We start from the raw sequence: 23244 nt of genomic DNA, 5'->3' as shown, positions 1-23244 counted from the left end.
TGAAGATGATATTTTAAATTTGTATTCGAGATTATCTCAACAACTAGGTATTCGCTTTTCTCCTTGTCATAACGATCTTGTAGCAGAAAATTTTGTTGTTGGAATAAATAAATCACAAGAAAAACTATATTTGATTGACTGGGAATATTCTGGATTGAATGATCCTATGTGGGATTTAGCTTCTTTGTTTGAAGAATCAATGTTCCCTAAAGAGATTGAAGATCAATTTTTAGTCAATTATCATAATTTAATAGTACAGAGTACAGTAGTAGAACCTTTATATATCCTCAAAGAAAAAGTACATATCTATAAAATTTTACAAAATGCTCTTTGGTATTTATGGACATTAGCAAAAGAATCTAAAGGAGATTTTTTTGGTAATTATAAATATAGGAGACTTGAACGAGCATTGTTCTTATATTCTAAATATAAGGAAATATATTCATGATATGGAGTTTATATAATAAATATCGAGGAGTAGTTTTTGGTTTATTATCTGGGTTGTTCTGGGCATTGAATTTATTCTTGATAGATAAGGTTACTTATACATATAAGTCATTAAGTGATAATTATTTATTTTTTTCTGCAATTGTTTTACTTTTTATAGAGTTTTTTTCTTTTTTATTGTTGTTTTTTCTTAAGGGAAAAAATATTTTTCTGGATATATCTAGTAACATAAGAGTTATTAAGAGTAATATATGCTTATTATTTTTTTCTGCAATGGGAATGGGATTATATATATTATCAATTATCTTTTCTGGTGCGGTAATTACAGCTTATTTTACATCAATATATCCAATATTTTCTTTATTATTTATTTTTATTCTATATCGAAAAATTAGTTATAGAGTATTTGTCTCAATTATCCTATCATCAATAGGATTATTTTTAACAACAGAGTACACAGATATAGATGCATTTGAGATCTATGGAATTATATTTGCATTATTATGTGCTTGCTCTTGGGGAAGTGAATCTGTTTGTTGTGAGTATTTATCTATAAAGTATATAAAATCAGAAACAATACTCTTTTTTAGGTATATATTTTCAATATTTCTATCTATATTGTTTGTGCTTACTTTTCTTTTTTTAGGTTATACCATCTCTTTAAATCAAGAATTTTTATTTTATCTATTCCTAGTAAGTTTTTTTTCATTATCTTCTTATCTATTATATTACAATGCAATTAGTTTGATTGGTGCTTCTTATGCAATAAACCTAAATGTTGGATATATACTATGGATTATGCTTTTTTCATTTTCAACATATCATTTTACCCATTTTAGTATAATTGGGGGAATTTTTATTTTTATATCAATTATTTTCTCTTTTTTTAGAGGTTCGAAATGAATGCCATTATTTTAGCAGCTGGTTTGGGTAGTCGATTTAAAGATTTTATTAGAGATAAACATAAAGCATTATTACCAATTAATTCTCAGCCAAATATAGAAAGAACAATACAATTTCTTCATAAAGCTAATATATATGATATATTTATTGTTACTGGATATAATGCATATCTTTTTGATTATTTATCTTTAAAATATAATTGTAAGATTATTTATAATGAAAAATACAAGGAATATAATAATATATATTCTTTTCTTAAGATTAGTGATTTTTTTTCTAATAGCTATATTATTGATGCGGATGTTGTACTCTTTAAGAATATTTTTTTAGAGAAAGTGAATTATAGTACTTATTTTTTGATACAGAGAGAAACAAAAGGAAAGGAATGGATCCCTATAATCGGTAAAGATGATTTTATTTCTCGTATAGATGTTAGTGATATACGAAAACCTTCATTATTAGGTGTATCTTATTGGATAGAAAAAGATAGTTTATTGATTAAAACAGAACTGAAAAAATATTTGTCCACAGAAATTTTAGAAAATCCTAGCTATTATTGGGATGACATTCCTAGAAAGATTATTAATCAAATGAATGTAAAAGCATTTATTTTAGAAAAGGATGATGCTGGTGAGATGGATGATATAGAAGACTATTTGAAACTATCAGAAAAGAGGAATTATTAATTTACACAATTATTATTGATAGCTATAAAGATCCCTAAAGAAGACTTTTTCTTTAGGGATTTTTTATACGATTAGATAGCGTTATTGATAAAATCTGCAAGTTTTTGTTTTGGTACTACGCCCACTTGAGTTGCTACTGGTTGGCCATCTTTAAAAAGAATTAAAGTTGGAATACTACGAACACCAAATTGTGCCGGAGTTTGTTGGTTTTCATCGATATTAATTTTTACGATTTTTACTCTATCACCAAATTCTTCTGCAAGATCGTCTAAAATTGGTGCGAGCATTTTACAAGGTCCGCACCATGGTGCCCAAAGATCTACTAATACTGGTACATCAGATTTTAAAACATCCGCTTCAAAGTTAGCGTCGCTTGAGTAAACGATTTTATCACTCATAATTTAATCCTTTTAGTTAAACAATAAATGCGATGATGATTTTTTCATCAATGTTAAAAATGTTTCAATAGTATAACACTATTCTATGAAAAAACATGAATTCCATTGATAGCTAAAACTAAAGTAAATTCGCACAAGGTTGTTGGTGTTCAATTTGTGCAATATTGTTTAAGGGGCTGAAGTAGATTAGCACTTATGCTAAGCTACAAAAATGAAGATAACCAATTGTAAACTAAAGAAATCTATACAAAGAAAACTACTTGAATTTTTTGTATTAGAAGTAACAGCACGATCAGCAGCAGATTTGCTTGGCATTCAAGCCAATACTGCCATCTTGTTTTATCGAAAAATTCGTCTCGTTATCAGCCATCATTTAGCACTACAAGCACATGAACTTTTCGATGGCGAAGTAGAGTTAGATGAAAGCTATTTTGGTGGTGTGCGAAAAGGGAAAAGAGGTCGGGGTGCAGCTGGTAAAATGGTGGTGTTTGGCATGCTTAAACGCCATGGAAAAGTTTACACAGTAACTGTACAAAACACTAAGACTGATACCTTACTTACTGTTATTAAAAAGAAAATACAACCAGATAGCATTGTTTATACAGATTGTTATCATAGCTATGATGTGCTAGATGTTAGTGAGTTTACGCATTATAGAATTAACCACAGTACTCATTTTGCTGAGCGGCGAAATCACATTAATGGGATAGAGAATTTTTGGAATCAAGCAAAGCGTGTGCTAAGAAAGTATAATGGAATTGATCGAAAATCTTTCCCTCTTTTTTTGAAAGAATGTGAGTTTCGTTTCAACTATGGGACACCATCTCAACAGCTCAAAATCCTGCGGAAATGGTGTCAGATTTAACGCTAATCTACTTCAGCCCCTAACTTTTTGTACTATAAACTGCAATTTTCATGGTAATACTCCTTAATTGAGGAAAATATCTTAACGCTTATTGATTGATAAGTGTTACTAGGAAATGCAGAAAAAGTTTGAAAAAAGATAAAATGCGCTTGTTGGGAAAATAGACTATTTTGAGTAAATTTAAGATAATTTGAGTGGTACGAGCAGATAAATGCTGTGATTTTCGATAAAATCATTATAATGTTAAATTTCATTTAGAGAATGAAGAGGAAGCTATGTCATTTCATATTTTGCTGTTAAATGGACCAAATTTAAATATGTTGGGAAAAAGAGAACCTAAACATTATGGTAAGCAAACGTTACAAGATATTGAAAACGATATGCTGAAAGCGGCGGCACAATATGATGTTGAGTTGACTTGTTTCCAAGCAAATAGCGAAGAAAAACTTATTAATAAAATCCATGAAAGCTTAGGCAAAGTGGATTTTATTTTGATTAACCCTGCAGCGTTTACCCATACAAGTGTAGCGTTGCGAGATGCTCTATTATCAGTTGAAATTCCTTTTGTGGAAATTCATCTTTCAAATATTCATCGTCGAGAACCTTTCCGTCACCATTCATACTTGAGTGATGTTGCTGTTGGTGTGATTTGTGGCTTAGGTGCGGCGGGATATCAATATGCGTTACAGTTTGCCGTTGCACATTTGCAACAGCAACAAGCAAATTAATCATTGCCACAGATTTTTAGTGGTTTGTCGATTAAACAATTAACTTATAACGGATCAAACTATGGATATTCGTAAAATAAAAAAACTCATCGAATTGGTTGAAGAATCAGGCATTATGGAAATTGAAATTTCCGAAGGTGAAGAGGCAGTACGTATTAGTCGTGGCAATGTTGTTGCTGCTGCACCTGTTGCACCACAACAAATTGTCCTACCTCAAGCTGCTGCGCCAGCACCTGTTGCTGCAGCAGATACTAGTGCAAAACCAGCATCAGCGGAAACAGCGGCTAATACCGTTTCTGGTCACGTTATTCGTTCACCAATGGTGGGAACCTTCTATCGTAGCCCAAGCCCAGAAGCAGCACCATTTATTGAAGTGGGTAAAACCGTTAAAGTTGGCGATACCCTTTGCATTGTAGAAGCAATGAAAATGATGAATCGTATTGAATCTGATAAAGCAGGTGTGGTAAAAGCGATTTTAGTTAATGATGGTGACGCGGTTGAGTTTGACGAACAATTAATCGTGATCGAATAAACTCGGTAAATATACAGCGCAGCGGTTGCTTTATTTAGTTTCTCACTAAGCGAATTTTAAGTTGCGTTGTTAATCTTTAAGTCATGGATACAAGTTATGTTAGAAAAAGTGGTTATTGCTAACCGTGGAGAAATAGCATTACGTATTTTAAGAGCGTGTAAAGAGCTAAATATCGCAACGGTAGCAGTTCATTCGACCGCAGATCGTATGTTAAAGCACGTATTGCTTGCTGATGAAACGGTATGTATCGGTCCAGCACCTTCAGCAAAAAGTTATTTAAATATTCCGGCGATTATTGCTGCTGCAGAAGTGACAGGTGCAGATGCTATTCACCCAGGATATGGTTTTTTATCTGAAAATGCTGATTTTGCGGAACAAGTTGAGCGCTCAGGTTTTATTTTTATTGGACCAACTGCGGATGTTATTCGCCTAATGGGTGATAAAGTGTCTGCTATTGAGGCAATGAAAAAAGCTGGTGTTCCTTGTGTACCAGGTTCAGATGGTCCATTAAGTCGTGATATTAATAAAAATAAAGAGATTGCAAAACGTATCGGTTATCCAATCATTATTAAAGCTTCTGGTGGCGGTGGCGGACGCGGTATGCGTGTGGTTCGTCAAGAAAGTGCTCTAGAAGAAGCGATTGCAATGACAAAAGCGGAAGCGAAAGCGGCGTTTAACAACGATATGGTGTATATGGAAAAATATTTAGAAAACCCACGCCATATTGAAGTGCAAGTATTAGCGGATACACATGGCAATGCGATTTATTTGGCGGAACGTGACTGTTCGATGCAGCGTCGTCACCAAAAAGTGGTGGAAGAAGCGCCAGCACCAGGTATCACTGAAGAAATGCGCCGTCATATTGGCGAACGTTGTGCCAATGCGTGTAAAGAGATTGGCTACCGTGGTGCAGGTACATTTGAGTTCTTATATGAAAATGGCGAATTCTATTTCATTGAAATGAATACGCGTATTCAAGTAGAGCATCCTGTGACCGAGATGATTACTGGTGTTGATTTAGTGAAAGAGCAATTACGCATTGCTGCTGGGTTACCATTATCATTTAAACAAGAAGATATTAAAGTACGTGGTCATGCGATTGAATGCCGTATCAATGCAGAAGATCCAACAACTTTCTTACCATCACCAGGTAAAATCGAGCACTTACATTCACCAGGTGGTTTCGGTATTCGTTGGGATTCACATATCTATGGTGGTTATACTGTACCGCCTAACTATGACTCTATGATCGGTAAATTGATCAGTTATGGTGAAGATCGTCAAGTAGCTATTCGCAGAATGCAGAATGCATTAAGTGAAACTATTATTGAAGGCATCAAGACCAATATTCCACTACATGAATCAATTTTATCTGATAAGAATTTCCAAAAAGGTGGTACCAATATCCACTATTTGGAGAAGAAACTTGGGTTACAAGATTAATCTCAATACAAAAAAATGCCAGTGGTGCCAGTGGTGACACTGGCATTTTTGTTGTTAGATTTTCATACAGAGATATTTCATCTCCATAAACTCTTCCATGCCATAACGGGAACCTTCACGACCAAGTCCAGATTGTTTTACCCCGCCGAATGGTGCAACTTCAGTAGAAATAATACCTTCATTAATGCCGACCATACCATATTCTAAGGCTTCACTTACGCGCCAAATACGGCTCATATTGGGTGTATAAATGTATGATGCCAAACCAAATTCGGTATCATTTGCCATTTGAATCGCTTCTTCTTCACTATCAAAACAGAAAATTGGTGCTAATGGGGCAAAAGTCTCCTCTTTTGCCACATTCATTGCTTGTGTCACATTAGTCAAAATAGTCGGTTCAAAGAAAGTCCCGCCTAAAGCGTGTAATTTACCGCCACAAACTTTAGTTGCTCCTTTGGCTAAAGCATCGGCAATATGATCTTCAATTTTTTTCACTGCATTTTGATTGATGAGTGGACCAATTTCGACAGCTTGTTCAAACGCAGAACCGACCTTCATTTGTTGTACGCGCGCTAAGAATTTTTCTACGAAAGCATCATAAATACCACGTTGTACATAAATACGATTAGTACAGACGCAAGTTTGTCCTGCATTTCTAAATTTAGAGGCAATGATACCTTCAATCGCATTATCTAAGTCAGCATCATCAAATACGATTGATGGCGCGTTACCACCTAACTCTAATGCGACTTTTTTCACTGTAGAGGCACATTGCTCCATTAAGATCTTGCCAACGCGAGTTGAACCGGTAAAGGTTAATTTGCTGACGATTGGGTGCTGGCTTAATACTTTACCAATGCCAATGGCATCAGTTCCTGTCACCACATTAAAGACACCAGCAGGAACGCCGGCTTGCTCGGCTAAAACAGCTAAGGCTAATGCGGATAATGGTGTTTCTGGTGCAGGTTTTAATACCATTGTACAGCCGCTCGCTAGCGCTGGTGCGGCTTTACGTGTAATCATAGCATTAGGGAAATTCCATGGTGTGATTGCTGATACCACCCCGATAGGTTGTTTAATTACCACAATACGACGATTGGTTTTATCTTGTGGAATCACATCACCGTAAGCACGTTTCGCCTCTTCAGCAAACCACTCCAAAAAGCTAGCACCATAAGCAATTTCACCACGACTTTCTGCCAATGGTTTCCCTTGTTCAAGGCTTAGTAGTTGTGCCAACTCTTCTTGATTTGCCATTACTAATTCAAACCAGCGACGTAAAATTAGCCCTCTTTCCTTACCAGTTTTTGCAGCCCAGGCTTTTTGTGCCTGTTGTGCCGCTTGTAATGCTTGTTCTGTTTCATTGATGCCAAGATCACTGACTTGGCAAAGTACTTCTCCCGTTGCAGGATTTTGTACATCAAAAACTTTGCCTGACTCTGCGACAACGAAACGTCCGTTGATATAGGCTTGAGTACGCAACAGAGAAAATTTTGCAATATCCATACTATCTTCCTTAGTGATTAATACACACTATTTTGGTTAGCACTCATCGTAGTGGTGGTATTTTGTTTAAAACTACTCGCTAGTTTTACTAATTCACGCATTAGAATTGAGGTATCGACACCAACAGCAACAAACAAACAGCCTAAATCTAAATAATGTTGTGCCATTTTGGCATCTGCATATAAGATACCCGGTGCTTTGCCTGCTTGACGAATAATTTGAATTGATTCCTCAATTTTTTGTTGTACTTCAGGATGTGCTGGATTACCAAGATGACCTAGTGAAGCACTTAAATCCGCTGGTCCAATAAAAATACCATCTACCCCGTCCACTTTAACGATTTCAGATAGATTTTGTAAGCCTTTTTGCGTTTCAATTTGCAATAATAAACAGATTTCTTGATCTGCTTGATGTAAATAGTTAGTCACGTTATTCCAGCGTGAAGCTCTGGCTAATGCACTACCTACACCACGAATTCCTTTAGGCGGATAGCGTACTGCACGTACGAATTCTTCTGCTTGTTCAACGGTTTCCACCATTGGAATCAGTAATGTCTGTGCACCAATATCCAATAATTGTTTAATAATAACCGGATTACCAATTGGTGGGCGCACAATAGAAGAAGAATCAGGATAGCCGCTTACTACTTGTAATTGGTGTAATAAGGTTTGAATATCATTTGGCGCATGCTCGCCGTCTAGTAATAACCAATCGAATCCTGCATTTGCGGCAATTTCGCAAGCATAACCATTTGCCATACCAATCCAAAGCCCGATTTGTGCTTGCTGTTTTTTAATAGCAGCTTTAAAACGATTTTCAGGGAGTTTCATCTGTATTACTCCTTAAACGAATTGCATAGAGATACTGCCAAGCTCATGGTAATCAACATGGAAAGTATCACCTTTTCTTGCAGGAACAGGGCGAGTAAATGAACCGCCAAGAATAATTTGTCCAGCTTTCAAACCAACACCATGTAGTGCTAATTTATTAGCAAGCCAAGCCACACCTTTTAAAGGATTATTTAAAACCGCGGCAGATACGCCCGACTCTTCAACAATACCATTACGATATAACACTGCGGATACACGACGTAAATCAACATCCATTGGCTTAATCGCACGTCCACCTAATACAACGCCGGCATTAGCAGCATTATCAGAAATAGTATCAAAGACACGACGTGGCACTTTGGTGTGACGATCGAAAGATTCAATACGTGCGTCAATAATTTCTAGCGCCGGAATCACATAATCGGTAGCATCTAAAACATCAAAAATAGTACAGTTTGGACCTTGTAAATCACGTTTTAAGATAAATGCTAATTCCACTTCAACACGAGGAACAATAAAGCGTGACATTGGAATTTCACCATTTTCTTCAAAAAACATATCGTCTAATAAGGCGCCGTAGTCAGGTTCATCAATTTGTGAACTATTTTGCATTGCTTTTGATGTTAAACCGATTTTATGACCTTTTAATACACGCCCCTCAGCGATTTTCATTGCCACCCATTCTTTTTGGATCGCATACGCATCTTCGATAGTAATGCCGGGATACTTTAAGGAAAACTGTTCGATTTGGGTGCCACTTTTTTCTGCTTCATTTAATGCAATTGCTGCTTGTCGAATGATGTCTGGAGTTAGCATAATTCACCTCAATTTTTATGATCTTTGTTGATTGTTTGGTAAGAACGCTGCCAATAAGAAGCCAATGACAGCACAGCAAGAACAGACACAAAGTACCGTCAGCATAGTTTGTGGTGTTCCTTGGAAGAAATATGACAATGTGGCACTAGCAAATAATCCTCCTGCAAATTGCATAGAGGTGGCTAATGCCATTGCGGTACCGGCACGTTCACGATGTAATTGTAATAACTGTGCCATAATGTTCGGGGCGGTTGCACCGGTAAGAGCAATAAAGAGAAATAACGGCAGCATAATGGCGATAAGGCTATCAGGATCAGCGAAGAAAAAGCCTAAGCCAGTAATAGCGACTAAACATACTTCTGCACGTAATAAAGTAGGTAATGGATATTTTTTAGCGAATTTGTTGTTTAATACGGTGCAGAGAATAATGCCGATAACATTGATACCGAAGAAGTAGCCATATTGCTGCGGTGAGAAATGGAAATAATCAATATAAACAAAAGGAGTGCCAGCGACATAAGTAAATAATCCACCAAACATTGCCGATAGACAGAAGATATAGCCAACAGTGGTGGTATCACGTAATACAATACAATATGGATGGAAAATAGTATTAAAACGCAAAGGTAAATCGGTATTGACGTGATGAGTTTCTTCTAAACGAAAATAAATAATTGCCCAACAAACACAGCCTAATATCGCGAGTAAAGTAAAATTAGCTCGCCAGTCAAAAAGGAATAGCAACCATCCACCAATCATTGGCGCTAATAAAGGAGCTAACATAGTAATTAATTGCATCATAGATAAGATGCTGACAGTTCGTTGTGGTGGAAAGCGATCGCGGACAATGGCTCGCCCTAAAACCGGGGCAGCGCCGCCGCCAAAGGCTTGTAAAAAGCGAAAAATCAAAAGTTGTTCAATGTTGGTAGCGAAGGCACAAGCAATACTGGCAAGAACATATAAAGACATACCAATAATTAAGATAAAACGTCTGCCATAACGATCGGATAATGGACCATATAGCAGCATACCGGCACAAAAGCCAGTTAAAAATGTACTCACCGTAAATTGCACACTGGCAATATCAGTTTGCAATGATTGCGCAATATTCGGGAAAGTAGGTAAGTACATATCAATGGAGAGCGGGCCAAAACCAACCAAACTACCTAAAAAGATAATTAACGCAATTTCTGATAATGGTTTGACTGATGTACGAGGGTTTGGCATACACTCTCCTAATAAAGTTAGTTATTTTTTAAAGCGATGATGAACATTATTTTTCTTGAAATTTAAGGTCTCACTTAATTCACTGATTTCAAATGACAAGGCGAAATAACGTTTCTCAATAAGCGGTTGGAAAAAATCAGTCAGAATGCCAAAAAGGGTTTCTCCCACTTTTTTCAATTCTGCTTGATCTCTGCCAGCACCAATTTTTAAGGTGATATGGACAAACGCATCATCTTCTTTACCATCTGCCATACGATAAACATCAACCCAATGTACGCGGCTGCGAATACCGCCTAACGGGAAAATCCCTGTTCCAGCAAGGTATTCATGCACTTTTGGAAATAACGCAGCAAAATCAACATCACCTTTCAGATTATCGGTAGCTTCTACAATAAAATGCGGCATATTAGCTCCTTAATTTAATGGGAAAATAGCGTTGATTTGCCCAGTACCAGAACTTGGGAATAGATCTGTTAAGACTTCAACACCTTTATCGTATTTATCCCAACCGAGCATACCCAATAACATTACGGTATCGTGCATATTGCCTTCACCACGACAAAATTCAGCATATTCTGGCAACATAGCGCAGAAATCTTTGAAGTTACCTCTTTTCCACATATCGACAACATGCAGATCAATTTGATGTTCAAATTCGCGGGTATAACTATTCATTCCCTCTGCAGCACGATGATCAGGAATAAAGTAGTGAGATAAAGAACCGCTCGCTAATACCGCTACAGTACCATCATAAGCTTCAATCGCTTGTAATACTGCTTCTCCCAATTTGCGGCTATCTTCAAAATCATGAGAGGTACAAAATGCCGAAATAGATACTACTTTGAAATGTTTGTCACCGTTCATATAGCGCATTGGTACGAGCGTGCCATATTCCAATTTTAGACTTGGAATTTCGTGTGCTTGTGCACGTACACCTTTTTTCACAGCAAACTCTGCAATTAGGCGTCCCAATTCAGGATTACCGTCATAATCAAAAGTAATATCTTTAATAAAATGCGGTAGTTCATTACTGGTATAAACACCTTGGAAGTGCTTGCAGCAATTGATATGGTAAGCGCTGTTTACTAGCCAGTGTGTATCGAACACAATAATGGTATCGACCCCTAGTTCACGACAGCGACGGCTAATTTCTTTATGCCCTTGAATAGCACTTTCACGACAGCCATGATTTTTCCCTGGTAATTCAGAGAGATACATAGACGGTACATGCGTAATTTTGGCAGCTAAGGCTAATTTTCCCATAATGTATCTCCTTTAATTACTTCACACCCCAACGAGGGATCGTGTGATTTTCTAGTGGTAAGCAAACATTTTTGATTTCAGTAAAGACTTCAAAGCTATATTCACCACCTTCACGTCCAACGCCTGATGCTTTGATACCACCGAATGGTTGGCGTAAATCACGAATGTTATGGCTATTGATAAAGACCATACCTGCTTCAATGCCATGAGCTAAGCGGTGGGCTTTGCCTAAATCGTTAGTCCAAACATAAGAAGCTAAGCCATATTCAACATCATTTGCTAAACGTAATGCTTCGGCTTCATCTTTGAATGGAATTAAACAAACTACTGGTCCAAAAATCTCTTCTTGAGCAATTCGCATTTTGTTATTCACGTTAGCAAAGACTGTTGGACGAATGAAATTACCTTTGCTGAGATGTTCTGGTAAGCCTTCAGGGCGTTCTAAACCGCCAGCCATTAAAGTTGCACCTTCTTCCATACCAATACGAATATAACCAGTTACTTTGTCATAGTGCTGACGAGTAATCATTGAACCTACTTGAGTATTGAAATCTTGTGGATCGCCGACGATGATACGTTTTGCTCTTTCTGCAAATTCTTTTACAAAATCATCATAGATAGTTTCTTGGATAAAAATGCGCGAACCAGCGGTGCAGCGTTCACCATTGAGTGAGAAAATCGCAAAGAGAGAGGAATCTAAAGCGCGACCGATATCTGCATCATCAAAGATTAACACTGGTGATTTACCGCCAAGTTCCATGGATAATTTTTTCAAACCAGCGCTACGCATAATATTGCGTCCAGTAACGGTACCACCAGTGAAGGAAACCGCTCTTACGTCATTGTGACATACTAAAGCGTGACCAGCTGTTGCACCATAACCTTGAACAACGTTAAACACCCCTTCAGGAATACCAGCTTCTAACACCAAACGTCCTAACTCATTGGCAGTTAAAGGAGATAGTTCAGACATTTTCATTACTGCGGTATTACCAAGCGCTAAGCAAGGTGCAGTTTTCCAAGTGGCTGTCATAAATGGTACGTTCCAAGGAGAGACTAATCCGCAAACACCAACTGGTTGATATAACGTATAGTTGAGCATTTTGTCATCGACTGGATAAGAGTGCCCATTCATACGAGTACAGACTTCGGCAAAGAAATTAAAGTTATGGGACGCACGTGGAATTAATACATTTTTGGTTTGGTGAATTGGTAACCCAGTATCTAAGGTTTCTAATTCAGCTAATTTCGCCACATGTTTATCAATTAAGTCGCCAAGATTACGCATCAATTTAGCACGTTCTTTTGCTGGTGTTCTTGACCATTTTGGAAAAGAATCTTTAGCTGCTTGTACAGCCGCATTGATCTCTTTCTCACCACCACTGGCAACTTCACAAATTACTTCACCAGTTGCTGGATTGATATTTTGGAATGTTTCTTCGCTGGCAACTTCTTTACCGTTGATCCAATGTTTAAGCATAGTCATAGTGTTTCTCCTCTCTGAAAATTTTATTTATTAAAAAATGCATGTTCACTAACGAGATAATTGGTTAGCTTGCCAACCTGTTCAATTTCAACATCAACAACATCTCCTGGTTTGACATCGGCTAAACCTTTCGGTGTGCCTGTCGCAATCATGTCACCGGGTTGCAATGTCACTCTATGTGAGAGATACTCTACTAAGAAGGGAATATCAAAAATCATATCTTTAGTGCTGCCTTGTTGTTTTAGCTCACCGTTGATCCATGTTTTTAGGGTGAGATTCATTGGATCTAGGATATCTTCTTTATCGACAATCCAAGGACCAACTGGCGTAGTGGCATCACGATTTTTGACGCGAAGATTTGGACGATAATAGTTTTCTAGATAATCACGAATAGCGTAATCGTTGCATAAGGTATAGCCGGCAATATAATCCATTGCATTTTCACGTTTAACGTCTTTAGCTGCTTTACCAATAACCGCAACCAATTCACATTCATAATGCATATATTCAACATTATCAGGACGCCAGCTAACTTGTTTGTGTCCTGTATAAGTATTAGGCGCTTTAATGAATACTAATGGGGTAGTTGGCGCTTTGAACTCAAGTTCAGAAGCGTGATCAGCATAGTTTAATCCTAACGCATACATTGTGCCTGTTGATGGTGGTAACCATTGTACGGCGGCAGCTGGAATTTTTTCCTGATTGGCTAACAGTAAGGTATCATCATCTAAAACTGTCACAACTTGAGCTTGATTGCGATATAACACGCGTGCATATTTTGCCATAATCTGCTCCTTATCTCGCTTGCTCGATAACGGTATTGCTAACACTGCCTAACTGTTCAAAAGTCGTTTCTACACAGTTATTTTTGGTGACAATAATTGGGCAATCATCAGTACCAACTAATAAGATATCTCCGTATCTAAAGGTCATAAACTGACTTAAAAATGAAACTAATTGATTGATATTACGCAGCATCTTATTTCCCTCGCTCTGTTTTTTCTGTTGTCCATCTACACTGATATAGATAGCAATTTGATCTGGATTGTTGATTGCGTGTTTTGGCACTTCTTGTCCAATTGCACAGAAACCGTCGCGGCAACGTCCAGTAATATCAGGACGATAGTAATTGTCATTCGGTAAGGAGAATAAATTGACAGGTACAAAACCTCGAATATATTGCTCAACCTCTGTTTCATTAATACGGGAAGTATCTTGTGCAAAAACAACACCAATATGAGGTTCAATACGTAATTCATTTTCCCCTTGTGGTAAAATCACATTGCCTCCGTTACGATTTAATGTGCTTGGCGGTTGTAAAAAAATAACTGGTGTTTTAGGCGGTTCTTTATAAGGCGCTTGTTGAAAAAACGCATCAAGTCGAGCTAGTTGTACTTGGCTATTTAATGCAATGGCGAACACAGTTGGTGTCGCAGTGGTACAAGTTGCAACGACTTGTTTAGCTAATGATGATTGAGTCATAAAAATACCCTTATTTAAATACATGTACGAGTCCGTACGCTAAAACTGGTACTACGGTCACTAAAGCAATACGCATAAAGTCTGATAAGAGGAATGCCATAATCCATTTTGAGGTTTGTCCTAACGAGGTTTCACCATCAATTTTATTGATAATAAAGAGGTTCATTCCTACTGGTGGCGTTACCAAGCCAATTTCCACAACCATTAAGGCTAAAATACCAAACCAAATCGATTTATCTTGTGCACCTAATCCCCAGAAATCTAATCCCATAATGATTGGATAGAAAATAGGAATAGTGAGAAGGATCATGGCGAGAGAATCCATTACACAACCTAAGAATAGATAAATTAATAAAATGGTTAGTAGCACTAATAATGGTGGAAATTGTTGTTCAACTACCCAAGCGGCTAATTGATTTGGCATTTGGGTAATGGCTAAACTCGAGTTCAATAGATCGGCACCGATCAGCACCATAAAGATCATCGCTGTTGTTGTTGCTGTTCCTAAAATACTGTCGAGAACACCACGCCAATTTAATCCGCCATTTAACCAAGCAATGATTCCACAAGCTGCCGCACCAATTGATGCTGATTCAGTTGGATTTGCCCAACCGGCATAGATACTGATGATGACAATTAAGAACACAATAAAAATTGGAATAACTTGGAATTGACTTTTCAATGCTTCTTTAAATGGCATTTTTTGTGCAGTTGGACTAGCGTCTGGATTAATTGATACTAGAATTTTGACGACTAATACATAGCCTAGCATTGCTAATAATCCAGGAATAATGGCAGCAACGAACAATTTTCCAATAGATTCTTGTGTTAATACGGCATAGATAATTAATGGTACGGAAGGTGGAATTAAAATGCCTAAAGTACCGCCAGCTGCTAAAGTAGCAGTGGATAATGCGCCAGAATATTTTCTTTTCTTAAGTTCTGGTAACGCAACTTGCCCCATTGTTGCTGCAGTAGCAAGGGAAGAACCGCAAATAGCGCCAAATGCTGCACAACTACCAATCGCCGCCATAGCTAAACCGCCTCGCCAATGACCGATAAAACTGCTGGCAGCTTTAAATAGTGCTTTAGACATTCCACCATTTAGGGCAAATTGTCCCATTAGAATAAAGAATGGAATAACAGCTAAATCGTAATTGGATAAGCGAGCATAAACTAAACCATTTAAGGTAAACATCAACATACTGGCATCTCCTTGCCCCAGGTATAAATATAGACCTACGGCGGCTAAAAACATCGCGATCCCAATATGAATACGGATAAGTAATAAAGTTAATAAGATAAGGAATCCCACAATTCCCATTTCTACACCGCTCATCATAATTTATACCTCTTTTCTCGTAGCGTGTACGACGCAGTAATAGAGAGAGCAAAGTGCCATTAGAATGAATCCAGGGAGCATTAACATATTAGGCACCCAGACAGGAATTGACATTAATGCTGTGACTTCGGCGAAGTCATATAACGCCATACTTTGAAATATCATTCGATACACTAATAAAATAGCCACTGCAAACAGTGCAAGATCCGCTAAAGCATCCATTTTGTTTTGGATCGCTTTAGGCAATTTCATCGTAAAGAAATCCACTTTTAGGTGTTCATACATAATGGTACAAAACGGTAAAAATAGTGAACCTGCGACGGCACTGCCAGCTTGAACCAGTTCAATATCACCAACGACACCACCGAAGCCTAATTTTCTTCCGACTAAAGAGTAGAGCGAAATGGCAATTAGGATTAAAAAGATAAAACCACCAAGTAGAGCTAATTTTCTAGCAATCTGATAGAGAACACGACCTACAGGAGTATCAACTAGAATAGGAATGTGGTTGACAGACAATGTTTCACTCATTGTATCCTCCTACCCCACAGCGTGAATGTGGGGCGAAAAATTAGGAAAAGTTATTGATAGTTTTATTGTTGTTCTTTAACCATTTGTTTAATGTCATCGATCAATTTTTGCCCATCAACTTTGCTTGCTTTTGCGTCATTGATCCATTGTGCAGTGACAGATTTTGTCATTTCTTGCATTTGTTGGATCTTCGCTGCGTCATATTTAGCAATAACACCTTTACCGGCTAAAGTTTTCTCAATAGCGTCTTTTTCGGCTTGTTCCCATGCTTTAGTAATACGTTCAACCATCGCTGGACCGCTATATTTATCGAAAATTGCTTTTAGATCAGCCGGCATACTGTTGTATTTGTTTTTATTCATTAACAACATTAATACAGTAACTGTTGGATAAGGTTGCCCATTTTCTGGCAACACGTGATATTTGGTTACTTCATCTAGTTTAGATGGTGGTACAACTTCCCATGCACCCATAGCACCGTCAACCATTCCTTTAGAAATGCTTTCTGCAACTTGTGATGGAGGAATAGAGATCGCTTCACCGCCAAGCGCTTTCATTACTTGAGAGGCTAAACGAGTAGGTGTTCTGAGTTTCATTCCTTTAAGGTCACTAACATTGTCCAATGGCTTATTGGCGTGGAAAGTTACCCCACCGTCAGTTTGCACACTGATCACTTTGAAATCTTTAAATTCCCCATCTTTGGAATATTTTTCAAAGAATTTCCATGCAACTTTGTTGCCTACACGAGAGTTAGGAAGCAGGAAAGGTGTTTCCAAAGCTTCAATAGTTTTGAAACGTCCAGCAGAATAGCCAGGCGCTGTCCAGACAATATCCGCCACTCCATAACGAACTTGGTCAACGAGTTGTGCTGGAGTACCGCCGAGTTGGTTTAATGGATAAAGCTGACATTCAATGCGACCATTAGATTCTTTATTCAGATCATTACACCATGGAGTAAGAATATGTTGGTGAATGGTTGATAGTGGCGGTAAAAAGTGTCCAATTTTTAATGTAACTTTATCTGCAGCTAAAGCGTGCGTTGCAGCTGAAAGAGCTAAGATAGGGACTAATAATGTCGTTTTTTTCATGGTAGGTCATCTCCATTACGAATATGAGGTGTTGCATGAACACTTGCCTAAAACCATAGAAGCAAGCAGAGTAGTTATTATTAAAATCGTTAAGACAATTTAGAAAACAGGCATAAAGGTCAAAACTCATCTTAATACTTTATAGTTAAAAAAATATTAAGATTGTTAAAATTTATAATGGATTTTTAACAAAGTTTAAATGTACTTTTCTGGTAAAAAAATGTACTTTTCCTGTTCAACAGGAAGAGTTTTTATGATGTGTGATCTCGATCGCGAAATCTTTTTGGTGATACGCCAACACGAGCTTGAAAGTAACGAGAAAAGTAAGCAGGGTCGCTAAATCCTAAATCATAGGCAATTTTGCTAATCGAATCTTGGGTAAATAACAATTTAAATCTAGCTTCTTGTAATTGGCGTTCAATAATAATTTGTTTTGGTGAAAGCCCAGAAAATTTTTTGCACAATACATTCAAACGGCTTTCACTAATACAAAGATGTGTTAGGTATTCAGAAATGACCCAATTCTTTTTAAAGTGCTGTTCAATCAATTGGTTAAATTGGTTGAACATATCAATATCACCGCCTTTTACCGGTAATTTCTTGGCAACTTGTACATTTTTCTCTTTTAAACGCGCAATATTGATAAATAGAATCTTAGTATAGAGTCGCAACATAGTATGTTTTTCTACACGGCTATCTTGGTACTCTTCAACGATTTTATCCAAAATCGTTTCCATCTCTTTTGTTTCATGACTGTTTTTATCTAATTCCATACAAAGCGGGTGGAAATAGTTATTGTTTTGCTGGATAGAACGGAGTAAATCCCAAATAAACTGTTGCGGAATTGTTAAGACATGCCCTACGGTATCAAGTTCTGTATAGAAACTATGAGGTACCGATGGCGATGTTAAAATAAAACAAGGTGCTTTTAATGAGTAAATATTTTCACCAAGTTGTAAGTAAATTGAACCTTTAGTTAAATAGTGCAATTGAAAATAACGATCGTGAAAATGCAATTTCGAAAATTGCCCATAGAAAATCCGTAATTTCTCAAAGGATTCATAATGAATTTGCGACCCATCTTTTGGTGCGCCGTAAGTGAGATTTATATCGATATTGACAGCTTCATTTTTAGAGTCATCTAATAGTGTAATAAAACTTTTCTTATCATAAATGCGCATAAATGAAGCCTCAAAAATTTATTGAACATTAAATAACAGAACAAAAGGAAACGGATTAATTCTATCATTATTTTGTAGGTAAAGAAGCCGTTAACCCAAGTAAATGAGATCTAACTCACATTTTATTTATAAAACAGTAAAATAACAGAAAAGTACATTTTTTAACTTAAAAATTACATTTTAATAACACATTTTCTCCTCTATAAATGTTAATACTTACCCAATAGGGGGTAAAACTTCCAAAAACTTTATTAAGGAGTGACTGCCATGACCAACCAAAATCGTTATGAACATAAAAGACCAGATGATTGTCGAAAAGAAAAAAATCGTCCTTTTACTGGTGAAGAATATTTAGAAAGTCTGCGTGATGGGCGTGAAATTTATATCTATGGTGAACGTGTTAAAGATGTAACGACTCACCCAGCATTTAGAAATGCCGCAGCATCAATTGCTAAACTTTATGACGCCTTACATGATCCAAAAAGTAAAGATGAATTATGTTGGGAAACGGATACCGGTAATGGCGGTTATACACACAAATTCTTCCGTTATGCAAGAACCGCAGAAGATTTACGTGAGCAACGTGATGCGATTGCTGCTTGGTCTAGACTCAGTTATGGTTGGATGGGTAGAACACCAGATTATAAAGCGGCATTTGGCACATCATTAGGTGCAAATGCAGACTTCTATGGTCCTTATGCGGATAATGCACGTGAGTGGTATAAACGTATTCAAGAATCTTGTCTCTATTTTAACCACGCTATTGTTAATCCACCGATCGATCGTAATAAACCAATTGATGAAGTAAAAGATGTCTACGTTAAAGTCGAAGAAGAATTAGAAGATGGTATTATCGTTAGTGGCGCTAAAGTGGTGGCAACTAACTCTGCATTAACTCACTATAATTTCATCGGTTTTGGTTCAGCACAAATTATCGGTTCTGACGAAAAGTTTGCGATGATGTTTATTGCACCAATGGACGCAAAAGGGGTGAAACTAATTTGTCGCCACTCTTATGAATTAGCTGCTGGTGCGACAGGTTCACCGTATGATTTCCCACTTTCTAGCCGTTTTGATGAAAACGATGCGATTTTGGTGTTAGATAAAGTATTTATTCCAAAAGAAAATATCTTGATTTATAAAGATTTTGATCGTTGTCGTAAATGGGCACAATATGCAGGCTTCGCAACACTTTTCCCAATGCAAGCTTGTACGCGTTTAGCAGTTAAATTGGATTTCTTATCAGGAATTATTCATAAAGCGTTGCAATGTACTGGGGTAATTGAATTCCGCGGTGTAGCGGCGCAAATGGGTGAAATTCTTGCGTGGCGTAATTTATTCTGGTCATTAACAGATGCAATGTATGGTAACTCATTCTCTTGGGAAAGTGGCTGCCGTATGCCAAGCTTACCGGCGATTCAAACCTATCGTGTAATGGCGCCAATGGCTTATTTAGCAGTGAAGAAGATTGCTGAACAAACCGTAACTAGCGGCTTAATTTATCTACCGTCACACAAATTAGATTTTGAGAACCCTGATATTGATAAATACCTAGAAAAATATGTTCGTGGTTCTAACAATATTGAATATCGTGAACGTATTAAAATCTTAAAATTACTTTGGGATGCTATTGGTACAGAGTTTGGTGGACGTCACGAGCTTTATGAAATCAACTATGCGGGTAGCCAAGAAGAAGTACGCTTACAAGTGCTTGGACAATCAACTGCTAATGGCATTCTGCAAAAATGCTTTGATCTTGTGGATCAATGCTTGGCAGATTACGATGAAAACGGTTGGAAAGTACCGCACTTGACTAACCCAGATGATATCAATATGCTCGGTGACCTTAATAAATTCTGCAAATAATGATGTATAGGGTATGTGAGCAAAGATCACATACCTTCTTTTATCCTGAACGTTAGGAGTGTTTTATGTCGAAAACCTTGACCCCAGAACAACAAAATTTCCGTAATGCAATGTCAAAGATGGCTGCTGCGGTAAATATTATTACAACGCATGGTGAAGCGGGAACTTGTGGTATTACGGCAACAGCGGTTTGCTCGATTACGGATACACCTCCTACGGTGTTGGTTTGTGTAAATCGTAATAGCCAAATGAATCCTGTATTCCAACAAAATAAACAGGTTTGTATTAATGTTCTTTCCGCAGAGCAAGAAGAGTTAGCTTGTCATTTTGCTGGTATGCGTGATAGTTCTATGGAAGATCGCTTTAAAATGGATATCTGGAAAGCGAAGTGCGAACCGGGACATGCGCCCGCTTTAGTAGGTTCTTTGTCTAATTTACATGGCAAAATTACTACAGTGCATGAAGTCGGAACACATTCATTATTTCTAGTGACATTAGATCAGATCGATGTACATGAGGGACAAGGTTTAGTCTATTTCAACCGAACATTCCAAGTAGTGAAATAGTAATAAATACAGACTGCTGACAAACCTTTAGAGGTATAGGTTTGTCAGCAGTCTGCAATAACCTTATATAGGAAACATATAAGGTTATTTGTTGTGATTAATGGATTGTTTTAGCTTGCCATTCGCCATTGCCTAATAAGGTAAGTAGATCGGAATGATGTTGATGTAAGGTTGAACGGTGACCAACGCTGATTAAAATCGTATTAGGCAAACGTTCTATTAGCAATTGATACATTGCAAATTCTAACCCCTCATCCATACTAGAAGTCGCTTCATCTAGGAAAGCAACTTTTGGTTGCGCCAGCAATAAACGTGCGATAGCAACACGTTGTTGTTCACCTAAGGATAGAATTTTAGTCCAATCGCGTTCTTCATCTAATTTATCGATTAAATGTGCCAATTGTACCGATTTTAAAATTTCTGCTGCGCGCGCTTGATCATTGTCAGGAATAGTATTTGGGTAATATAGGGTTGAACGTAAAGTCCCTTGCGGTAGATAACTTTTCTGAGATAAGAACAATGCTTCATCTGGGCGCTGAATTTTCCCTTCTGAATATAACCATAAACCAGCGATTGTTCGCAATAATGTGGTTTTACCTACACCGGAAGGCCCTTGGATTAATAAACGTTGCCCTGTTTTTAAGGTTAAATTGAGTTGTTTTAATAGTGTTTTCCCTTCGGCGTTATAAACGGATAGTTGATCAAAAATAACGTCGTCTGTATTGTGGGCAATTTGTGCTACATTGCTTTGCTGGCAAGTTTGAATTGCCGCAGTAAAACCGCTTAACCGTTCTAAAGTTGCACGATATTCGGTAAAGGCGTCATAACTATTACGGAAGAAAGAGAGCGAAGAGTGAACTTGTCCAAATGCTTGCGCAGTTTGTACCATATCACCTAAGGTAATTTGTTTAGAGAAGAAACGGTGTGCTTGGATAATAAATGGAAAGACGACCGAAACCTGGCTGACGACTAAGTTAAAGCCTGATAATTTCAATGTACGGTAAACGAGCTTCCACACGTTATCAATAATCTTTCTAAATTGATCATTTAATAGAATTCGTTCGATTTTTTCACCGGCATAAAAGGCGATACTTTCCGCATATTCTTTGATACGAATTAATGAGTAACGATAATCCGCATTAAGTTTTTCATTAGCAAAATTAAGTTTGATTAATGGGCGCCCTAATCTAAATGCGAACACACTGGTAATCAAAACGTAAATAAATACTAAAAACACCATCATATGTGGAATTTCAAAACCAGCAATGGTCATTGGTCCAGATAAATTCCATAAGATTCCAGTAAAGGCGACAATGGATACAGTCGCACTAATGACGCCGGTAGAGAAATTCATTGAGTTTTCGACATAAGCAGTAATATCTTGTTGAATACGTTGATCAGGGTTATCTAATTGGTTGTAAGTATATTGCGTTTTATAAAAACTTTGATTGCTGAGCCAGCGATCGAGAAAATTGCTGTTAAGCCATTCCCGCCAGTGAATATTAAATTTACTTTTTACAAAATAAATCACTAGTACATTGATTAAATTGATCCCGGCGATGATACAGAAGAAGATCATTTGTTGCCAAAACGCTTCTTCATTTAGATCCTGTAAGGATTTATACATATTGTTGTACCACTGCGAAAAGATTACATCGAGTCGCACAGACAAGAGCGTTAAAAATACAATAATGGTGAAAGTAATTAACGGCACCACTCCATGTTTACCAAGAAAATAAGTTTTGGTTAGTTGCCAAAATTGATGTCCCCAACGGGTAAATTTAATCAATAAGGTGAGAGCTAAACAAAAACAAATACTGCTGATAACTAGACTTTTGAGTATCCAAACAAGAGAAGTGACTGCTTCTGAAACTAAATCCATTCTGTTAAAACCTAAATTTGCTAAGTAATTGATACAACGTTGCTTATTATTTTGCCTACAGACAACAATTTAAGCAAAAAATTTCGAAAAAATTTAGCAAAAATTGCCTTTTCTCAGTTTTTTTCCAAAAAGAAAGCACTATAATTTTGCGCAGTTTTATTTTTTAACTATTAAGG

Annotated in this window: 24 protein-coding genes; 9 read left to right on the top strand and 15 right to left on the bottom strand. The window is 37.2% G+C overall.

Annotated features, from left to right (window positions below):
* Positions 1-19: 19 nt before the first annotated feature.
* The 3 genes from NYR30_RS10295 to NYR30_RS10285 are packed head-to-tail and all read left to right on the top strand — an operon-like array spanning position 20 to position 2036.
* A complete protein-coding gene (locus tag NYR30_RS10295) occupies positions 20-448 on the top strand; it encodes a phosphotransferase family protein (RefSeq protein WP_437125207.1) in 429 nt (142 codons plus the stop codon).
* Complete coding sequence (locus tag NYR30_RS10290; RefSeq protein ID WP_066422326.1) at positions 445-1350, top strand: EamA family transporter; 906 nt, start codon at positions 445-447, stop codon at positions 1348-1350. The genes NYR30_RS10295 and NYR30_RS10290 overlap by 4 nt, the downstream gene beginning before the upstream one ends.
* Entirely contained in the window at positions 1347-2036 is a 690-nt protein-coding gene (locus NYR30_RS10285) for an NTP transferase domain-containing protein (protein ID WP_066422327.1), read from the top strand. Before NYR30_RS10290 ends, NYR30_RS10285 begins: the two co-directional genes overlap by 4 nt.
* 71 nt (positions 2037-2107) lie before the next feature.
* On the opposite strand, the gene trxA is transcribed toward NYR30_RS10285, so the two are convergent.
* The gene (gene trxA, locus NYR30_RS10280; protein WP_066422328.1) at positions 2108-2434 is read right to left on the bottom strand and encodes a thioredoxin; all 327 of its coding nucleotides are present in this window, start codon (positions 2432-2434) and stop codon (positions 2108-2110) included.
* A 211-nt stretch (positions 2435-2645) separates the two neighbouring features.
* Between trxA and NYR30_RS10275 the strand changes: the two genes are divergently transcribed.
* From NYR30_RS10275 to accC, 4 genes are all read left to right on the top strand, one after another.
* Entirely contained in the window at positions 2646-3299 is a 654-nt protein-coding gene (locus NYR30_RS10275) for an IS1595 family transposase (protein ID WP_115241497.1), read from the top strand.
* 275 nt (positions 3300-3574) lie between these two features.
* The gene (aroQ, locus tag NYR30_RS10270; RefSeq protein ID WP_066422193.1) at positions 3575-4027 is read left to right on the top strand and encodes a type II 3-dehydroquinate dehydratase; all 453 of its coding nucleotides are present in this window, start codon (positions 3575-3577) and stop codon (positions 4025-4027) included.
* A 61-nt stretch (positions 4028-4088) separates the two neighbouring features.
* Entirely contained in the window at positions 4089-4559 is a 471-nt protein-coding gene (gene accB / locus NYR30_RS10265; RefSeq protein ID WP_066422192.1) for an acetyl-CoA carboxylase biotin carboxyl carrier protein, read from the top strand.
* A gap of 96 nt (positions 4560-4655) precedes the next feature.
* On the top strand, positions 4656-6002 hold the full coding sequence (gene accC, locus NYR30_RS10260) for an acetyl-CoA carboxylase biotin carboxylase subunit (RefSeq protein WP_066422191.1): 1347 nt from the start codon (positions 4656-4658) through the stop codon (positions 6000-6002).
* 54 nt (positions 6003-6056) lie between these two features.
* On the opposite strand, the gene NYR30_RS10255 is transcribed toward accC, so the two are convergent.
* The 13 genes from NYR30_RS10255 to hpaA all read right to left on the bottom strand — a co-directional run bounded on the left by NYR30_RS10255 (position 6057) and on the right by hpaA (position 18754).
* The gene (locus NYR30_RS10255; RefSeq protein ID WP_269147534.1) at positions 6057-7502 is read right to left on the bottom strand and encodes an NAD-dependent succinate-semialdehyde dehydrogenase; all 1446 of its coding nucleotides are present in this window, start codon (positions 7500-7502) and stop codon (positions 6057-6059) included.
* Positions 7503-7525: 23 nt separating this feature from the next.
* A complete protein-coding gene (gene hpaI / locus NYR30_RS10250; RefSeq protein ID WP_066422189.1) occupies positions 7526-8338 on the bottom strand; it encodes a 4-hydroxy-2-oxoheptanedioate aldolase in 813 nt (270 codons plus the stop codon).
* A gap of 12 nt (positions 8339-8350) precedes the next feature.
* Positions 8351-9154, bottom strand: a complete 804-nt coding sequence (gene hpaH, locus NYR30_RS10245) for a 2-oxo-hept-4-ene-1,7-dioate hydratase (RefSeq protein WP_066422188.1) — start codon at positions 9152-9154, stop codon at positions 8351-8353.
* Between the two features lie 15 nt (positions 9155-9169).
* A complete protein-coding gene (locus NYR30_RS10240) occupies positions 9170-10381 on the bottom strand; it encodes a Bcr/CflA family multidrug efflux MFS transporter (protein ID WP_066422187.1) in 1212 nt (403 codons plus the stop codon).
* A gap of 21 nt (positions 10382-10402) precedes the next feature.
* Positions 10403-10786 (bottom strand): 5-carboxymethyl-2-hydroxymuconate Delta-isomerase, encoded by a 384-nt coding sequence (locus NYR30_RS10235; RefSeq protein WP_066422186.1) that lies wholly within the window; start codon positions 10784-10786, stop codon positions 10403-10405.
* 9 nt (positions 10787-10795) lie between these two features.
* Positions 10796-11644 carry a 3,4-dihydroxyphenylacetate 2,3-dioxygenase gene (hpaD, locus tag NYR30_RS10230; RefSeq protein ID WP_066422185.1) on the bottom strand — a complete coding sequence of 283 codons (849 nt, stop codon included), beginning with the start codon at positions 11642-11644 and terminating at the stop codon, positions 10796-10798.
* Between the two features lie 16 nt (positions 11645-11660).
* Positions 11661-13124, bottom strand: coding sequence for a 5-carboxymethyl-2-hydroxymuconate semialdehyde dehydrogenase (hpaE, locus tag NYR30_RS10225; RefSeq protein WP_066422196.1), 1464 nt, complete (start codon positions 13122-13124; stop codon positions 11661-11663).
* Positions 13125-13153: 29 nt separating this feature from the next.
* Positions 13154-13915: a fumarylacetoacetate hydrolase family protein gene (locus tag NYR30_RS10220; protein ID WP_066422184.1), complete on the bottom strand. Its 762-nt coding sequence runs from the start codon at positions 13913-13915 to the stop codon at positions 13154-13156.
* Between the two features lie 10 nt (positions 13916-13925).
* On the bottom strand, positions 13926-14612 hold the full coding sequence (locus tag NYR30_RS10215; protein WP_066422183.1) for a fumarylacetoacetate hydrolase family protein: 687 nt from the start codon (positions 14610-14612) through the stop codon (positions 13926-13928).
* A 10-nt stretch (positions 14613-14622) separates the two neighbouring features.
* Positions 14623-15954, bottom strand: coding sequence for a TRAP transporter large permease (locus tag NYR30_RS10210; RefSeq protein ID WP_082987466.1), 1332 nt, complete (start codon positions 15952-15954; stop codon positions 14623-14625).
* A 3-nt stretch (positions 15955-15957) separates the two neighbouring features.
* Positions 15958-16485: a TRAP transporter small permease gene (locus NYR30_RS10205; protein WP_066422182.1), complete on the bottom strand. Its 528-nt coding sequence runs from the start codon at positions 16483-16485 to the stop codon at positions 15958-15960.
* 62 nt (positions 16486-16547) lie between these two features.
* Positions 16548-17573 carry a TRAP transporter substrate-binding protein gene (locus NYR30_RS10200; protein WP_066422181.1) on the bottom strand — a complete coding sequence of 342 codons (1026 nt, stop codon included), beginning with the start codon at positions 17571-17573 and terminating at the stop codon, positions 16548-16550.
* A gap of 251 nt (positions 17574-17824) precedes the next feature.
* Positions 17825-18754, bottom strand: a complete 930-nt coding sequence (gene hpaA, locus NYR30_RS10195) for a 4-hydroxyphenylacetate catabolism regulatory protein HpaA (RefSeq protein ID WP_082987465.1) — start codon at positions 18752-18754, stop codon at positions 17825-17827.
* Positions 18755-19021: 267 nt separating this feature from the next.
* On the opposite strand from hpaA, the gene hpaB reads away from it, so the two are divergent.
* The gene (gene hpaB, locus NYR30_RS10190; protein ID WP_066422180.1) at positions 19022-20620 is read left to right on the top strand and encodes a 4-hydroxyphenylacetate 3-monooxygenase, oxygenase component; all 1599 of its coding nucleotides are present in this window, start codon (positions 19022-19024) and stop codon (positions 20618-20620) included.
* A gap of 65 nt (positions 20621-20685) precedes the next feature.
* Positions 20686-21186 carry a 4-hydroxyphenylacetate 3-monooxygenase, reductase component gene (gene hpaC, locus NYR30_RS10185; protein ID WP_066112312.1) on the top strand — a complete coding sequence of 167 codons (501 nt, stop codon included), beginning with the start codon at positions 20686-20688 and terminating at the stop codon, positions 21184-21186.
* Between the two features lie 97 nt (positions 21187-21283).
* Here the strand turns inward: hpaC and NYR30_RS10180 are convergent, their stop codons facing one another.
* Positions 21284-23068, bottom strand: a complete 1785-nt coding sequence (locus tag NYR30_RS10180) for an ABC transporter ATP-binding protein/permease (RefSeq protein WP_066422179.1) — start codon at positions 23066-23068, stop codon at positions 21284-21286.
* Positions 23069-23244 lie beyond the last annotated feature (176 nt).

Origin of the sequence: Gallibacterium salpingitidis, from assembly GCF_030517105.1 — a bacterium.
GTDB classification, from domain to species: domain Bacteria; phylum Pseudomonadota; class Gammaproteobacteria; order Enterobacterales; family Pasteurellaceae; genus Gallibacterium; species Gallibacterium salpingitidis.
The sequence above is the reverse complement of the archived record's forward strand: the minus strand, read 5'-3'. Positions and strand labels throughout refer to the sequence as shown.

Excerpts from the sequence above, each read along its gene's own strand:
- NYR30_RS10290 (WP_066422326.1), top strand. The coding sequence starts at position 445 with ATGATATGGAGTTTATATAATAAATATCGAGGAGTAGTTTTTGGTTTA.
- NYR30_RS10285 (WP_066422327.1), top strand. The coding sequence starts at position 1,347 with ATGAATGCCATTATTTTAGCAGCTGGTTTGGGTAGTCGATTTAAAGAT.
- trxA (WP_066422328.1), bottom strand. The coding sequence starts at position 2,434 with ATGAGTGATAAAATCGTTTACTCAAGCGACGCTAACTTTGAAGCGGAT.
- NYR30_RS10275 (WP_115241497.1), top strand. The coding sequence starts at position 2,646 with ATGAAGATAACCAATTGTAAACTAAAGAAATCTATACAAAGAAAACTA.
- aroQ (WP_066422193.1), top strand. The coding sequence starts at position 3,575 with ATGTCATTTCATATTTTGCTGTTAAATGGACCAAATTTAAATATGTTG.
- accB (WP_066422192.1), top strand. The coding sequence starts at position 4,089 with ATGGATATTCGTAAAATAAAAAAACTCATCGAATTGGTTGAAGAATCA.
- accC (WP_066422191.1), top strand. The coding sequence starts at position 4,656 with ATGTTAGAAAAAGTGGTTATTGCTAACCGTGGAGAAATAGCATTACGT.
- hpaI (WP_066422189.1), bottom strand. The coding sequence starts at position 8,338 with ATGAAACTCCCTGAAAATCGTTTTAAAGCTGCTATTAAAAAACAGCAA.
- hpaH (WP_066422188.1), bottom strand. The coding sequence starts at position 9,154 with ATGCTAACTCCAGACATCATTCGACAAGCAGCAATTGCATTAAATGAA.
- NYR30_RS10240 (WP_066422187.1), bottom strand. The coding sequence starts at position 10,381 with ATGCCAAACCCTCGTACATCAGTCAAACCATTATCAGAAATTGCGTTA.
- NYR30_RS10235 (WP_066422186.1), bottom strand. The coding sequence starts at position 10,786 with ATGCCGCATTTTATTGTAGAAGCTACCGATAATCTGAAAGGTGATGTT.
- hpaD (WP_066422185.1), bottom strand. The coding sequence starts at position 11,644 with ATGGGAAAATTAGCCTTAGCTGCCAAAATTACGCATGTACCGTCTATG.
- hpaE (WP_066422196.1), bottom strand. The coding sequence starts at position 13,124 with ATGCTTAAACATTGGATCAACGGTAAAGAAGTTGCCAGCGAAGAAACA.
- NYR30_RS10220 (WP_066422184.1), bottom strand. The coding sequence starts at position 13,915 with ATGGCAAAATATGCACGCGTGTTATATCGCAATCAAGCTCAAGTTGTG.
- NYR30_RS10215 (WP_066422183.1), bottom strand. The coding sequence starts at position 14,612 with ATGACTCAATCATCATTAGCTAAACAAGTCGTTGCAACTTGTACCACT.
- NYR30_RS10210 (WP_082987466.1), bottom strand. The coding sequence starts at position 15,954 with ATGATGAGCGGTGTAGAAATGGGAATTGTGGGATTCCTTATCTTATTA.
- NYR30_RS10205 (WP_066422182.1), bottom strand. The coding sequence starts at position 16,485 with ATGAGTGAAACATTGTCTGTCAACCACATTCCTATTCTAGTTGATACT.
- NYR30_RS10200 (WP_066422181.1), bottom strand. The coding sequence starts at position 17,573 with ATGAAAAAAACGACATTATTAGTCCCTATCTTAGCTCTTTCAGCTGCA.
- hpaA (WP_082987465.1), bottom strand. The coding sequence starts at position 18,754 with ATGCGCATTTATGATAAGAAAAGTTTTATTACACTATTAGATGACTCT.
- hpaB (WP_066422180.1), top strand. The coding sequence starts at position 19,022 with ATGACCAACCAAAATCGTTATGAACATAAAAGACCAGATGATTGTCGA.
- hpaC (WP_066112312.1), top strand. The coding sequence starts at position 20,686 with ATGTCGAAAACCTTGACCCCAGAACAACAAAATTTCCGTAATGCAATG.
- NYR30_RS10180 (WP_066422179.1), bottom strand. The coding sequence starts at position 23,068 with ATGGATTTAGTTTCAGAAGCAGTCACTTCTCTTGTTTGGATACTCAAA.